Below are 13,610 nucleotides of genomic sequence, written 5' to 3' on the forward strand. Positions count from 1 at the left end.
TCATTGTCCTGTTTTCTTTATTTTAACTCCACGCACATGAATAGTCAATGTTTTTCGCTATTTCTCATTAATTTTCTGTCAATTATCCTTTTTATCATAGGGCTTTACTTCTACACTTTTACTATCAAAGTCAATAAAGAGCTGGTATGCATAGCCGTCTTCGCTTGTGTCCCATATCTCTACATATTTGGGGGATACCTCAATCAATATTTCTGTATCTTCATGGCTGTATTTGTTATAGCTCTCCCACAGATATTTTTTATAACCTTCCTCGAATCTACGTCCCGGCTCATCTACGACAAGCCCTTTATTCTCGGCGATGCCTTCCACCTGCACACCGCTCCAGCACATTGCTACACGAGGATTCTCAAATAGCTGCTTTGTCTTTCGAAAGTTTTTGTCTGTCTTAAAATATATCTTGTCATCATAAAAAAGACAGCTTACATTCCTCACCATAACATAGTCGTTGGAACTGGACGCAAGAGCCATAATCTTGCAGTCTCCCAGCATCTCAAACATTCTTTTTACCGCATCTTCGTAACTTATAGACTTGTCCACACTAAATTTCATTTTCCTCTTCCTCCTCTTACTTTTCCACAAATGCTTTGACCGGCCTGCTTATCCGCTTGTAAATCAAGAGGGTCAACACAGATGTCACACCGTACTTAATTAAATTGAACGGAAGAATTCCCAGCACGGCCATAGTTCCCACACTCTTCATTGCCGGATTGACGGTACTGCACATAGCAATGATATCCTCCATTGACATACCGAATAACTTCACATAGAACGGAATTATCAGATACAGATTTGTAAACACAGCCACTATGGACACGACCAGTGTTCCGGCCGCCATTCCGAGGGCAGCTATCTTTTTCGTCTTTCTCCTGTGATAGAAGAACAGCGCGGGCATGACATAGGCGCAGCTTAAGATAAGATTCTGAATCTCCCCTGTCCCAAGGGAAAGACTTCCCTGCATCACCAGCTGAAGCATGATTTTCACGACTATGATCAGAAATGCCGCCACCGGCCCGAACATAAATCCTCCCAATATCTCCATCAGCCCTGCAAGGTCAAAGGACAAAAAGGGCGGGAGAAACGGCAGTGGAAACCGGAACAGCATAAGTACGGCGCTCACAGCTCCCATGAGTCCGATAAAAGCGATTTCCTTAATCCGCATCCGGGATTTGCTTTTGCTCGGCACTGTTGTTTTACGAGTTACATTTTTTTCTTCATTTGTCTTGTTCATCCTGACTCCTCCTAGAACATAGGGAACGAAGTCCCCAACTTTCCTATTACAATAACAAAGTGGATAAGTCCACTTCAACTCCCTATATCCCTCACTCATGAGGGACTTGTGCACTTTGCGCGCCAATGTGCGGCTGCGAAGCAGCTTTCCTCTGCACATTGTGTGCATCCTGCCCGAAGGGCTTTTATTATATAGGAAAGTTCAAAGAACTTTCCTATATAATAAAATGAACCCGGAACAAGGGTATGCTCCGGGCTGTAAATTTAAACAGAAAATGTCTTTTCTCATCCGGACTATACCGTCGGTTCTGGAATCCCCGCCGGAGGCTTTTCGCCGCCGTAAATACAGGTCACCAGATCAGCCGCTTTACGCGGGTCATGGACTATACCATCGGTAGGGAATTACACCCTGCCACAAAGACTTCAATATTCAATTTTGAAATCAGGTAATGACGTATAACATCATCTGCTTTTTTCATTATATACTTGCAGTATGCATATGTAAATAGCCCGCAGACATTTTTTGCGGACACCGCTTCCTTATTCGGGATTCCAGCTCTTCTTTTTTCTTGTAAAATACAAAATCTCACAAATCATAATCACAACGCTGACCGCTATCACCCCAAGGTAGCCATATTTCCATCCCAGTTCGGGCATATTAGTAAAATTCATTCCGTACCATCCGGCAATCAAGGTAAGAGGCAGGAAAATGGTAGTGACTACGGTAAGAAAGCTCATCACTTTATTCTGCTGCATATCTATCCTCGTCTGATAGAGTTCTCTGATCTGTACCAAATATTCTCTCAGCATCTCCGTATGGTTATGCAGCCTCTCTGTGCGGTCCGTATAATGCTTCCACGCGGCGGCCTCATCCTGCTCCAGCTTCCGGCTGGCGTAATCTTCCATAGAGTCTCCTATATTCATGAGCTGCTCATAATAAGCATGAAAGCGGTAGAGCTCTTTGCGGTATGATATTGAATATTCATAAAACCGCTCCGGAATTTTCTCCAAAAGAATCTCTTCCAGTTCCTCCAGCTGCTCCTCCAGCTCCAGCAGATAGAGGACATCCTCCACCAAAAGATATTCGAAGACATACAAAAGCAGCTGACTTGCTGTACATTGCTCCGGCTCGCTGTCCTTGATTTTCTGTATCAGCTCTTTCAGTTCTTTCCCATTGTCAATGAGATAGAGGCAATTATCCTTCAGATAAAAGCCAAAGCACCATGCATCCCTGTCCTTGCTATTCTTTACCGGTACCTTCATCGTCCCAAGAATACAGTCCTTGAATATCTCCGCCTTACAATACTGTACCGCGCTCATGTTTTTGAGCAGTGTCCTTCTGTGGGGCAGATGTCCTTCTTCCTTTTGAAATTCTTCTTGAGACATAAGCCTTATCTCCGCACTCTGCCCCTCTAAACTTTCATTAAAAATATATTGCTTCACCGGACAATCCTCCATTTAACCTTTCTGTCATTTCACATTACTCGTTCCAGCTCTTCAATCACGGCCTCCATATCGATAGGTTTCACCAGATATCCACTCATCCCTGCCTGCTCTGCCGTCTTTTTATCTTCCTCAAAAGCATTTGCCGTCATGGCGATAATTGGAAGTTTTCCTGTATCTGCCCTTCCCATTGACCGGATTCTACGAGTAGCCTCTATGCCGTCCATGACAGGCATTCGGATGTCCATGAGAACTGCGCCATAATAATCAGGCGGGTTGACTTCCACCAGCTCTACTGCCTCTTTCCCGTCCCGGGCCCCCTCTACCTGCAGGCCGCACATTTCCAGCAATTCCTTGGCAATCTCCATATTTAAGTCATTGTCTTCCACGAGGAGCACACGTTTTCCCTGAACACTGGAATTCCCGTATGGCTTTTCCTCAACCTTCCCCAGCTCATCTGCATCTTCTCTTCCTTCCATGTCTCTGACAAGCCTGAGTGGAATTACCACCAAAAAGTCTGAGCCCTTACCTTGACAGCTCTGCACTTCCAACGTGCCGTTCATAAGCTGGACCAGATTATAAACTATAGACAGCCCTAGTCCGCTTCCCACATAATTCCTTGCAAGCTCCGGATTTTCCTGCTCAAAGGGCTGGAAGATACGCTCCATGAATTCCTCTGACATACCGATTCCGGTATCCCGGACTTCCATCTCCAGATAGACCACACTATCTCTGCGTGTTTTCTCCCTTATATCCACTTCTACTCGCCCGCCCTCCGGTGTGAATTTAAGGGCATTTGACAGTAAATTCATCAATATTTGCTTTAACCTCAGTTCGTCGCCTATGCAGCACAAATCCAGAGGCTCATGATTTTCAATCTTATAATACAGCCCCTTCTCCTCTGCCTGAGGACGGATAATATCATTGATCTCCTCAAGCATTGCGGCAGGCGCAAATGGTACACTGGTAATTTCCATCTTTCCATTTTCTATTTTCGACATATCCAGAATATCATTGATAATTGATAGCAGATATTGTGATGATGCGTCTATCTTTCGAAAACAATCCTGAACACATTCTACGTCCTGTGATTTCATCTGGCCTATTGCGCTCATTCCAATAATAGCGTTCATGGGCGTCCTGATGTCATGGCTCATCCGTGACAGGAAATCTGATTTCGCCCTGTTCGCTGCATTGGCGGCGGCAAGCGCGTCCCTGAGCAGCTGCTCCTGACGCGCCTGTTCTGCTCTCTGGCTATCCAGAATTTTCGTCATATTGATAGCCATAACGTCCTCATTAAAGGGATTGTCAACCGCAACAATGTGGATAGATATCCAGTGGTACTTGCCATCCACACCTTTCTGCTGCATTTCCATATATACTTCTTTTTTACCACTTTGAAAGCTCCTGATTATCTCTTCCCGGTTAAATGTACGCAGATAATCTTCTCTATAGGAAGGGTACACGTCTTCGGCATATTGAGCGATCAGGCGGCTGTAAATTCCTTCCTTTTGTCCCAAATAGCCCTCTTGGTCCTCCACAAAGCATTGGAATGTGTCTTTGCTCAAGTTCAAACTCATAATCAATGGGTACACGGTGCATATTGCCGCCCTCAGGGAGCGGTTCTCCATGAGCTGTTCTCTGGCCTGCTCTCTTTGAAGCCGGGTCACATTGGTGATATCCGTAAAGACCGCCTGAATGACCTCCTGACCGTTTGCATTTACGATACGATCCATAAGTACCCTGATAAAAACTTGCTCCCCATTTTTCCGGAAAGATTCTCTTGTATAAGACGCCGTCTCTCCATTCAGTTTTAAACCGTCAATGATGTTGATCACCCAGCTTTTGTCCTCTGGTCTGACTCTTCCAAAGGGGCTTGGATTCTCACGGCGGTACTCTTCTTCCGAATCATAACCATAAAAATCCCACACCATGCGGTTTACATTGATTACTTTATACTCGGAATCTGTGTCGAACTGTACAATACCGCAAGGGACCGAATTATAGAGCTGGGACAAAAATTGGGCCTGACGCATATAATCCTGCTCGCTTTTACGCAGCGCGTTCTCCAATTCCATATAAGCCTGACGCGCAGACTCTACAGGGAAGAGCTCATCATCCCGTATTCCGGTATAAGGAATCGAGTTATGTATATGTACAGTCTCCAGTCGATTTCCCTTCTCCCTAAAGACAAAGGTAACCCGCTGCACAATCTCCAGACACATGCCGGTATCCTGCTTCGCCTTGAGACAGCTGACTCCTTCACAAAGATAATTTCCTCCTCCCAGCTCCAGTGTCTCATACTGTTCATCCGACATGTCGAAGGGAATCATCTCATCCTTGCCGGCCCGGAAGGCAGCTGCAACGGCCTCCCTTCCCTCGGCTTTTTGTTTTTCTCCCGCCCCCAGCCAGACGATGTCATCTGCAAATGTGGAAATCATAAATTCCATATCAGACTCACAAAAATAAGTTCGTAAGATTTTAGCAGCAAGGCATTCAACCTGCTTGATTTTCTCATTTCCCATAGTCTAGCCGCCTCCTTTCAGATTCTCTCCATATCATAGCATGACCGCAGACGGTCATGATGCCTCCCGCGGATGCGCAGCAGCTTTCTGCGGTTCCGCAGAAACTGCCTCATGCGCAATGCTATAATTCGCACTTTGTGCTCATTATAGCATAGATTTGTTCGTGACACCTTATGATTTTATACGTTTTTTGTATCCGATTGTTATGCACACCGCGGCCGTGCCCAGAAGGGCCAGCAGACCGATCAGCACGGGGTAGTAACTCTGCATCATATCATAAACGAATCCGTAAAGAGGGACAAACACGATAGAAGCGAGAGGGGCTCCCATAGAAACTTTCGCGAATATTTTTTCATAATCCCTCTGTCCATAAAATTTCAGTGTAAGAAGCGGCCCGAGCACCATGATTCCAGAGCTTACCAGCCCATGTAAAAAGGCCGAGCCATAAAATAGCAGAAGTCCTCCGCCGCTGAGAAAGAATCCCGCCGCCGCAAGCACGCCAACCGCAATCATCAGATAGCAAGTCTTGAGGCTTCCGATTTTATCGCTGATAATGCCGATTGCAATCGAACCAATGGCCGAGCCTACGGAGGCCGCCGCAAGCACCCCGCCCGTTTCCTGCACAGAGTATCCCAGAAGGCTTCCATATGTTGGAATGTGCTGTGTAAATACACCCACACCGGTAATGGCTGCCATGAAGAGTAAAAGCAGATAGAAGGAGGGCGAACGGAGCGCCTCTTTTTCGCCGATTCCCCGCTCTCTGCTGCCCGTATGATTCACTTTTTTTCTGGTTTTTCCTGCTCCTCCTTCGTAGGGAAGAAGTCCCCCCTCCTCCGGCCTGTTTCTCAGGAAGACGGAGGATACAATAATTACTGCCGCAAATGTAATTCCTCCCACGATAAAATATGCCTTGCGCCATCCTCTCCCCGCAATAATAGAAGAGACTAATGGCTGGAGCACCGCTCCAAATAGTCCCACGAACGCCATCTGGATTCCCATCATAGTCCCGGCATTTGTGCGGAACCAGCGGTTAATCAGCACGGGCCCCAGAAGGTTCACAAGCAGCGTCGCCCCCATCGCGTAGGGAATCGCCAAAAGATACCAAACATAGACCTTGTCCGCAAATCCCATGGCCGCAAAGGAAAGGATTTGCAGCGCCGCTCCCACCGCCGCCACCAGACGTATATCAAAATGGTGAATCATTTTTCCCGCCGTGGGAAGCCAGAGTACCATAACGGCGGAAGTTATACTCAGGTAAACGGACAATTCTCCGATTCCGGTTCCAATATCTCCTGCCACAGGAGCCAGAAACAGGGCAGAAGTCATATTCAGCCCACCTCCCGCCAAACCCCTGATTATAATGACCGCCGCCAAAATCACCCAGGCATAGTGCAGCCCGCCTCCGGTTTGCTTTCGTTTTTCCACAGTAATCCCCTCCGTTTAATAAGATGTTTTTAACAAGTATCTGCATTTGCGTAATTTTTATTCTTATTAAAAATGAGTCCTTTTTCACTTTCCACATTGACTTTTGTACGAACGTGAAATAGTATAACCATAACAGATTACCGCAGACAGTCAGATAAGGAGGGGTTCTATGGGATTACTTTACCGATTGACACAAGCTATGATTGATTTCTATATGGGGGATCCAAACCGGATACAGCACTTCATCAAAGTGCACAGCTTCGCCCGTCTCATCGGCGAGGGCGAGGGTTTGGACGAAGATACGCTGTTTACGTTGGAAGCGGCCGCACTTGTACATGACATCGGCATCAAGCCGGCCGAAGAAAAATACGGGCACTGTGAGGGCAAGCTTCAGGAGGAGGAAGGCCCCGCTCCTGCCGCTGAGATGCTCCGCTCACTTGGCTTTGATTCCAAGGTTACAGAAAGAGTCTGCTATCTCGTCGGGCATCATCATACTTACACCGGCGTAAATGGCATGGACTACCGCATCTTGCTGGAAGCTGATTTTCTTGTCAACCTCTATGAGGGCAGCAGCCCGCAGGCAGCCGTCCAGACAGCATTGGCAAATATTTTCCGCACCCGGACCGGCACTCAGATATGCCGCACGATGTTCGACATGGACTATATCTCCTCTTGAATAAGGGGCAGTACTTCCATTAAATTTCTTACTATTGTCACATCAGGATATGTCTTACCGCCCGTTCTCTGAACAAGAATAGGGGTGATACCGGCGGATTTTGCCCCGATTATATCTGAGCTGTAGGAATCGCCCACATGGAGCACCTCATCCGCACTGAATCCGCTGACTTCCAGTGCCTTCTCAAACAGTTCCCGGTGGGGTTTGTAAGCCTTGACCATGTCCGCACAGACAAGTCCCGCCGGAGTAAGGCCTTTGTCTTCCATCGCTTTCTCCAGATACTGGATTCCATTATTGCTGATGATATATATGGGCAGCGGGCAGCGCTCAAAAAAGTCCCTTACCTCCGGGAACGCCGGCGCATGAATCCAGAACTGCTGAAAGAGTCTGTGCAGTTCCTCAAAATTTTCTCTCAGATTGATGTCCTTTTTCAGATGCTCCAGCACCCGGTCAACTATCTCATCTTCTGTCAAGTAAGTTTCTTTATAACTTTTCTCCTCATATTCCTTTAACCATTTCCACCAAAGTGCAACTGCCTCCTTGGGCTCATGGAGGTCGCTGCTTCTGCAGATGCGCATCACTACCTCTTCAATTTCTTTCCCGGTCTCCTGCACGGTAGTCCCTGTATAGTCAATGAATATTCCTTTCAACATGGCATTTCCTCCTCTGATATCATATCTCTTAATAGATTATAAACTTTTGTATGCCTGTCCGCAATGGGTGGGAACAATACTCATTGACACAGGCCGGCATTATGGATATACTAAATTTATATTACACACGTAAGAATTAAGGGGGTTTTCACATGACATCTCTGCCTCAAATTTCAGAAGCCGAATTTGAAGTAATGAAAATCGTATGGAAGTACGCGCCAATCAGCACCAACGAAGTGACGGAGCGCTTGATGCGGACCACAGACTGGAGCCCGAAGACGATCCAGACGCTGCTCAAACGGCTGGTAACAAAGGGCGCGCTGACCTACGAGAAGCAAAGCCGTGTCTTCGTCTATTCACCAGCCGTAGAGGAAAGCGAATATGTAGGCCAGAAAAGCAGCTCCTTCCTGAACCGTTATTATGACGGTCACATCAGCAGCATGGTATCCGCCTATCTGGAAAATGACAGGCTTTCAGAAGGGGAGCTGGATGAGCTGAGGGCGCTTCTGAAGAACAAAGTGGATAACTGAAAGGAGGTAACAGCTTGCAGGATTTTGTCGTCCTTTTTCTTATCAGCAATCTTTTTCTTGCCGCGTTTGTAGGCCTCATACTGGCTGTGAAGCGGATATTCCGAAGGCAGCTTTCATGCCGCATGCAGTACCATATGTGGTTCTTTTTGCTGGCCGCACTGGCAGTCCCTTTTCTACCGCTATCTCCAAACAATCTGTACCGCCTTTTCTTCCGGCTCGTCTCACCCGCCGCCGGCAGCCTGCCACAAGGCACAAAAGCAGGTATAGCATTTACCGGAGAGGCCCGGACTGAGACGGTGTCCGCATTCCACGATTTTACGGTATCTGTGAGCGGACATGCTCCCTCTGCTCTTGTCATCTGCCTTGTATTGATATGGCTCATAGGGCTTATGGTAATGCTGGTGCTGCTTCTGCGCTCAAGAATCTACTTATATCGTCTGGAGCGCTCCGCTCTTTTACTGCAGAACCCGGAAATCAAACGCCTTTTTCAAGACTGTCTCGGCAAATTAAAAGTCAGACGAAGGATTGCTGTATACAGCACCCCATACCTCAAGTCACCGGTCACACTTGGGATTTTCCGTCCCCGCATTTACCTGCCGCTCCATCTGATATCAGATTGCAGCGCCAAGGATATGCGCTACATACTGCTGCACGAGCTGCAGCACTATAGACATGGCGACGCACTGATAGGGTGCCTGATGAGTATTGCCGGCTTGATTTATTGGTTCAATCCTGCTGTACGCCAAGGCTTAAGAAAAATGCGGGACGACCGTGAGCTGGCCTGCGATTCTTCCGTACTTGAGCTGCTGGACGAGTCAGAATATCCCTGTTATGGAAACACACTGCTTCAATTTGCCGAAAAGATATCTCATTGTTCTTTTCCCTTTGCGTCAGGCATGGGCGGTGATTTCAGGCAAATAAAAAAGCGCATTGTAAATATCGCTTCCTTCCGGCCTGCCGCCCGCAGTCAAAAACTCAAAGGGAGACTCGCTTATCTCGTGATTGCGGCAGCCCTTATAGGCGCTGCGCCGGTTCTTTCCGCCAACGCCGTGGGGGAGGAGGATTATGCCCCAGCCGAGAAGGGGCCGGAGTTCACTTCCCTTGACCTGTCTGCCTATTTTGGGGGATATGACGGCAGTTTTGTTCTTTACGATACCAAGGCCGATTCATGGAAAATCTACAATCAGGAGCTGGCCGTCAAGCGTATTTCACCGGATTCTACTTATAAGATATACTCCGCTCTAATGGGCCTGGAGGCAGGAAGTATCTCAGACGGAAACTCCGAGTTAACTTGGGACGGAACTGAATATCCTTTTGCAGAGTGGAATCAGAATCAAAATCTAGCCACAGCCATGCAGAATTCTGTCAACTGGTATTTCCATTATCTTGACAAGCGGACCGGCAAAGATACCGTCCAGTCTTATCTCAGCCAAATCAGATACGGTAACGAGGACACTAGTGCAGGGCTGGAATCTTGCTGGCTGGAGTCTTCCTTAAAAATATCGCCTCTCGAACAGGCAGAGCTGCTCAAGAAGCTCCTTGCGGGCGAGCTTCCTTTTCGGAGGCAGCACATACAGACAGTGCAAGACGCTTTGCTTGTTCGTTCTGATGATTCGGGAAGATTGTACGGAAAAACAGGAACCGGGGCCGTAGACGGCATGGAAGTGAATGGGTGGTTCGTAGGCTTTACGGAATCTGCTCAAGGTTCCTATGTCTTTGCTCTCAATATTCAAGGAAATTCTAACGCCACCGGTACACATGCGAAAGAAATCGCACTGCGGATTTTACAGGATATGTAATTCTTAACGTTTATAAGGAGGAAAATAAAATGGATGAAAAAAACAGATGCCCATGGGCAGGGGATATCCCCATTTATATTGATTATCACGACAATGAATGGGGACGCCCTGTACATGACGACGACAAATTATTTGAAATGCTAATCCTAGAGGGCATGCAGGCTGGGCTTTCCTGGATAACTATTCTCAAAAAACGGGAAGCCTACCGGGAAGCTTTTGATGGATTTTCCGCAGCCAAGATTGCCTGCTATGATGAAAACAAAATCGAGGAACTTATGCAGAACAAGGGCATTATCCGTAACCGGCTAAAAATAAACTCTGTAGTCAATAACGCAAAAGTGTTCCTTGCGGTTCAAGAAAAATACGGCAGTTTTGATAAGATGATTTGGAGTTACGTGGATAACACTCCGATTGTGGGGCATTGGGAAAAAATAGAAGATGTCCCTGCCAACACCCCTCTGTCCGATCAAATAAGCAAAGATCTGAAAAAACTTGGTTTTAAGTTCGTGGGCTCCACTATTATCTATTCCTTTATGCAGGCGGTTGGCATGGTCAACGACCACCTCACAGACTGTTTTGCCTATGACCTCTGCAAAGGCGCGCTCCGCTGATTGGCGGAGCGGCAGTTGTGTGTCATCGTAGTATTTCCATCGCAATCTGTCTGGCGCCTGCCCCGTTTACAGTTTCCGAATCGGTGTCATCTAAATATACCGCAATATATGTGACCGTATTTTCCTTCTCCACAAATCCCACGAACCACCCTTCGTGTTGTCCGGTACCTGTTTTCCCATAAATTTTCTGGGTACTGTCCGACTCTGTTAGCATACAGTTTTTGAGAGTTTCTACCTCCTTATCGGAATAGATGGTTCTGCCCTCAACTATATTGCGGAGCATCTCTACCTGTTGGAGGGGCGAGATTTTTAGGGAGGAACCCAGCCAAAAACCGTTCAGCTCCGGCAGCGGATTGACGCCACTCCCGCTCCACTGGCTACTGTCGCAATTGCCATAATCTAACGCTTGAAGCTGGGCACGCGCCTCTTCCTCCCCTACTCCATCAATCACTTTACGGAAGTACCACACGCAAGATTGTTGAAACGCTTCCTTTAGGTTCAAGTCTTGATTCCAAGCCTCAAGAGGATATGCTGTCCCATCATAACCCATCCGGCTGTCCTCAGACGTTACAACCTGATTATGCAGCCCCATCAGTGTAGCGGCTATTTTAAAAGTAGACCAAGGGGAAGCCTGTCTACGGCACATTTCTTCCTCGTAAAAACTATAAGTGTTGTTCGAAGTCTCATAAATGACGGCACAGCCCTCTGTGCCTCCAAATATTTCTCCGTAGTCGACCGTCTCTATCAATGGTTCTGTCACGGCTTCCTTCGCGGTGTTTTTTCTGACAGCAGTTTGTTCTTCTTCACTCTTTGCACATCCACATATGCCTAGCATCAGTATACACATACCCATTATTACTTGTTTTTTCATAATCCCCTCCAGCTTTTCTTATTGTCTCAAATCTTACACTTGTAATATTTATCTGTCAAGTGAAATCTAATTAGTGTCATGTATAAAATAGCTATTGCTGCAAAAAATATTCACAGGAAAATAATAAATATTCTGGGAGGAACTATCATATGTCACATAAAAAGCCGAAATTTTATGCCTGTGAAACATGTAAAACTGTAATTGAAGTAATAAGTAACGATAAACAAGAATACTCTTGCTGTGGAGTGAAAATGAAGAAATTGCTTCCTAACACCTCAGAGGGCGCACAGGAAAAGCATCTTCCTGTGGTCGAGCAGAGTGGAAACACGGTCACTGTGAAGGTGGGAAGTGTTCTGCACCCTATGACGGAGGAGCACAGTATTGAATGGGTCTATCTTGAGACTAAAAAGGGATGCCAGCGGGTATATCTCTGTGCCGACGCCGAGCCGCAGGCAGTCTTTGAAGTGGCGGAGGGCGATGCTCCGGTGGCAGCCTATGCCTTCTGCAACCTGCACGGATTTTGGAAGGTGGATATATAGAAACTGTTGAATATATCTGCTGCCGCTTGCACAAATATTTCTTTATGTCAGCGGCAGCCTTTCTGTGTACCAAGTGGGTGGTGTGTTTTGTGGGGACGGAAGGATTCTATTGGAAACATACTGGAATCGTCCTTCTGGGAGAAGCCGGATTGTGACCTCATGTGAGAAGGCCCGCGCCAAGTTCCTTTCCGGCCACACCGCATCCACGGTGAGGGTGATGGTACCGTCTTCGTTCTCTTTGTAAGCTGTCACTTCGGGCCGTGGGCAGGATGTGGCAGCTCTCTCATATATGCCTCTTGGCCGATACGGATACGAGTCACTTTCTTCGTCGTAAGTCATGTTGTCTTTTAAATCAGAACTTTCCACTGCAAAATATGTCTGGAACATTTTTTCAAAATCTCCTGCCCGTATCTTGCGGATTTCTTTCATATCCTCAAAATCAAAATCCGCCTGCTCTTTGTATTTCATCTGATACATAATCTCATACAAGTCATAGAAGTTCAATTCTCCCCAGCCCTGTTCCTTCCAATCCGCAATAAACATATTATTTCTTTCATAGCCGATAGGTAGTATATATTTGCGGTTGAGTTCCCTGCATGTCTCGTCCAGCGGTTTCACGCGAAGTGCAGTATGTCCGGTGGCTCCGTCATATCCTTCCGGTTGATATTTTTCAAAAAACAAATACCCTTTTTCCGCATACTCCCATGAATACGCGGCATACTCATCTGCTGTGCCCTGCCGGGGCTCTCCGTCCTGCCATGTAAGTATACTTTCTGCGATAGCAACTTCTCCGTTTTCCGTGTGCATCTCATACCGGACATACCCGCCGTTGTCAAGCACCACAAAAACCGTTACCTCTCCCTTCTCTTTCCCTTCTACTCTCCGGCAGAATTCTTCCACCTTCTCCGGCTGAACCATATCTATCTGGTTATCATAGTCCACAGCCGGATACCCCGCCTCGCCAAGACAGTCCATAATTTCCTTTTCTGTCTCCAAAGTGGACAGCTCCCCATTTTTCAGCGCTTCCTCATACACCTCCCTGTAACACTCCGCCGGCAAAAGACTTTCATGCGCCATATTTTTATCAGCTGCACCTCTGTATAAGCAAAAAACAATTCCTAAAATGATAAACACAAGACCCAAAACTACAATGCTCCCGATACGTCCCGGCCTGCCTTTCGCTATTTTCATTTTTACCACTTCCCTCCTACAATATATGTATAAAATATTACACTTGTAAGAATTAAAAGTCAAGTAAAGTCTGAAAATTCGGAGAATTGTAGACGGGGA

At 46.8% G+C, this 13,610-nt stretch carries 13 protein-coding genes and 1 riboswitch; of the genes, 5 read left to right on the forward strand and 8 right to left on the reverse strand.

What is annotated here, in order from left to right; translation table 11 throughout:
- Positions 1 to 78: 78 nt before the first annotated feature.
- The 5 genes from BN6465_RS08785 to BN6465_RS08805 all read right to left on the reverse strand — a co-directional run bounded on the left by BN6465_RS08785 (position 79) and on the right by BN6465_RS08805 (position 6,641).
- Positions 79 to 570 carry a pyridoxamine 5'-phosphate oxidase family protein gene (locus BN6465_RS08785; protein ID WP_066733531.1) on the reverse strand — a complete coding sequence of 164 codons (492 nt, stop codon included), beginning with the start codon at positions 568 to 570 and terminating at the stop codon, positions 79 to 81.
- A gap of 16 nt (positions 571 to 586) precedes the next feature.
- Positions 587 to 1,249 (reverse strand): ECF transporter S component, encoded by a 663-nt coding sequence (locus BN6465_RS08790; RefSeq protein ID WP_066733533.1) that lies wholly within the window; start codon positions 1,247 to 1,249, stop codon positions 587 to 589.
- A 272-nt stretch (positions 1,250 to 1,521) separates the two neighbouring features.
- A riboswitch (FMN riboswitch) is annotated at positions 1,522 to 1,674 on the reverse strand.
- Between the two features lie 114 nt (positions 1,675 to 1,788).
- Positions 1,789 to 2,691 carry a magnesium transporter CorA family protein gene (locus BN6465_RS08795; RefSeq protein WP_227183420.1) on the reverse strand — a complete coding sequence of 301 codons (903 nt, stop codon included), beginning with the start codon at positions 2,689 to 2,691 and terminating at the stop codon, positions 1,789 to 1,791.
- Positions 2,692 to 2,723: 32 nt separating this feature from the next.
- Complete coding sequence (locus BN6465_RS08800; protein WP_066733537.1) at positions 2,724 to 5,216, reverse strand: ATP-binding protein; 2,493 nt, start codon at positions 5,214 to 5,216, stop codon at positions 2,724 to 2,726.
- Positions 5,217 to 5,387: 171 nt separating this feature from the next.
- A complete protein-coding gene (locus BN6465_RS08805) occupies positions 5,388 to 6,641 on the reverse strand; it encodes an MFS transporter (protein ID WP_227183422.1) in 1,254 nt (417 codons plus the stop codon).
- 169 nt (positions 6,642 to 6,810) lie between these two features.
- Here BN6465_RS08805 and BN6465_RS08810 point away from each other — a divergent pair, with 169 nt between their 5' ends.
- Entirely contained in the window at positions 6,811 to 7,317 is a 507-nt protein-coding gene (locus BN6465_RS08810) for an HD domain-containing protein (RefSeq protein ID WP_066733539.1), read from the forward strand.
- Here BN6465_RS08810 and BN6465_RS08815 read toward each other — a convergent pair.
- Positions 7,302 to 7,970, reverse strand: coding sequence for an HAD family hydrolase (locus BN6465_RS08815; RefSeq protein WP_066733541.1), 669 nt, complete (start codon positions 7,968 to 7,970; stop codon positions 7,302 to 7,304). The two genes, BN6465_RS08810 and BN6465_RS08815, sit on opposite strands and share 16 nt — an antisense overlap.
- A 152-nt stretch (positions 7,971 to 8,122) precedes the next feature.
- On the opposite strand from BN6465_RS08815, the gene BN6465_RS08820 reads away from it, so the two are divergent.
- The 3 genes from BN6465_RS08820 to BN6465_RS08830 are packed head-to-tail and all read left to right on the forward strand — an operon-like array spanning position 8,123 to position 10,910.
- Positions 8,123 to 8,500 carry a BlaI/MecI/CopY family transcriptional regulator gene (locus BN6465_RS08820; protein WP_066733543.1) on the forward strand — a complete coding sequence of 126 codons (378 nt, stop codon included), beginning with the start codon at positions 8,123 to 8,125 and terminating at the stop codon, positions 8,498 to 8,500.
- A gap of 14 nt (positions 8,501 to 8,514) precedes the next feature.
- Positions 8,515 to 10,299 (forward strand): BlaR1 family beta-lactam sensor/signal transducer, encoded by a 1,785-nt coding sequence (locus BN6465_RS08825; protein ID WP_066733545.1) that lies wholly within the window; start codon positions 8,515 to 8,517, stop codon positions 10,297 to 10,299.
- A 29-nt stretch (positions 10,300 to 10,328) separates the two neighbouring features.
- Positions 10,329 to 10,910, forward strand: coding sequence for a DNA-3-methyladenine glycosylase I (locus BN6465_RS08830; RefSeq protein WP_066733547.1), 582 nt, complete (start codon positions 10,329 to 10,331; stop codon positions 10,908 to 10,910).
- 22 nt (positions 10,911 to 10,932) lie between these two features.
- On the opposite strand, the gene BN6465_RS08835 is transcribed toward BN6465_RS08830, so the two are convergent.
- Entirely contained in the window at positions 10,933 to 11,781 is an 849-nt protein-coding gene (locus BN6465_RS08835; protein WP_066733550.1) for a penicillin-binding transpeptidase domain-containing protein, read from the reverse strand.
- A gap of 149 nt (positions 11,782 to 11,930) precedes the next feature.
- Here BN6465_RS08835 and BN6465_RS08840 point away from each other — a divergent pair, with 149 nt between their 5' ends.
- The gene (locus BN6465_RS08840; protein WP_066733552.1) at positions 11,931 to 12,320 is read left to right on the forward strand and encodes a desulfoferrodoxin family protein; all 390 of its coding nucleotides are present in this window, start codon (positions 11,931 to 11,933) and stop codon (positions 12,318 to 12,320) included.
- 42 nt (positions 12,321 to 12,362) lie between these two features.
- On the opposite strand, the gene BN6465_RS08845 is transcribed toward BN6465_RS08840, so the two are convergent.
- Positions 12,363 to 13,511 (reverse strand): DUF6070 family protein, encoded by a 1,149-nt coding sequence (locus BN6465_RS08845; protein ID WP_066733554.1) that lies wholly within the window; start codon positions 13,509 to 13,511, stop codon positions 12,363 to 12,365.
- Between the last annotated feature and the right edge of the window lie 99 nt (positions 13,512 to 13,610).

Origin of the sequence: Bariatricus massiliensis, from assembly GCF_900086725.1 — a bacterium.
Lineage (GTDB): Bacteria > Bacillota > Clostridia > Lachnospirales > Lachnospiraceae > Allocoprococcus > Allocoprococcus massiliensis.

Coding starts and splice junctions, on each gene's coding strand:
- BN6465_RS08790 (WP_066733533.1), bottom strand. CDS start 1,249: ATGAACAAGACAAATGAAGAAAAAAATGTAACTCGTAAAACAACAGTG.
- BN6465_RS08845 (WP_066733554.1), bottom strand. CDS start 13,511: ATGAAAATAGCGAAAGGCAGGCCGGGACGTATCGGGAGCATTGTAGTT.
- BN6465_RS08830 (WP_066733547.1), top strand. CDS start 10,329: ATGGATGAAAAAAACAGATGCCCATGGGCAGGGGATATCCCCATTTAT.
- BN6465_RS08820 (WP_066733543.1), top strand. CDS start 8,123: ATGACATCTCTGCCTCAAATTTCAGAAGCCGAATTTGAAGTAATGAAA.
- BN6465_RS08835 (WP_066733550.1), bottom strand. CDS start 11,781: ATGAAAAAACAAGTAATAATGGGTATGTGTATACTGATGCTAGGCATA.
- BN6465_RS08815 (WP_066733541.1), bottom strand. CDS start 7,970: ATGTTGAAAGGAATATTCATTGACTATACAGGGACTACCGTGCAGGAG.
- BN6465_RS08800 (WP_066733537.1), bottom strand. CDS start 5,216: ATGGGAAATGAGAAAATCAAGCAGGTTGAATGCCTTGCTGCTAAAATC.
- BN6465_RS08810 (WP_066733539.1), top strand. CDS start 6,811: ATGGGATTACTTTACCGATTGACACAAGCTATGATTGATTTCTATATG.
- BN6465_RS08840 (WP_066733552.1), top strand. CDS start 11,931: ATGTCACATAAAAAGCCGAAATTTTATGCCTGTGAAACATGTAAAACT.
- BN6465_RS08785 (WP_066733531.1), bottom strand. CDS start 570: ATGAAATTTAGTGTGGACAAGTCTATAAGTTACGAAGATGCGGTAAAA.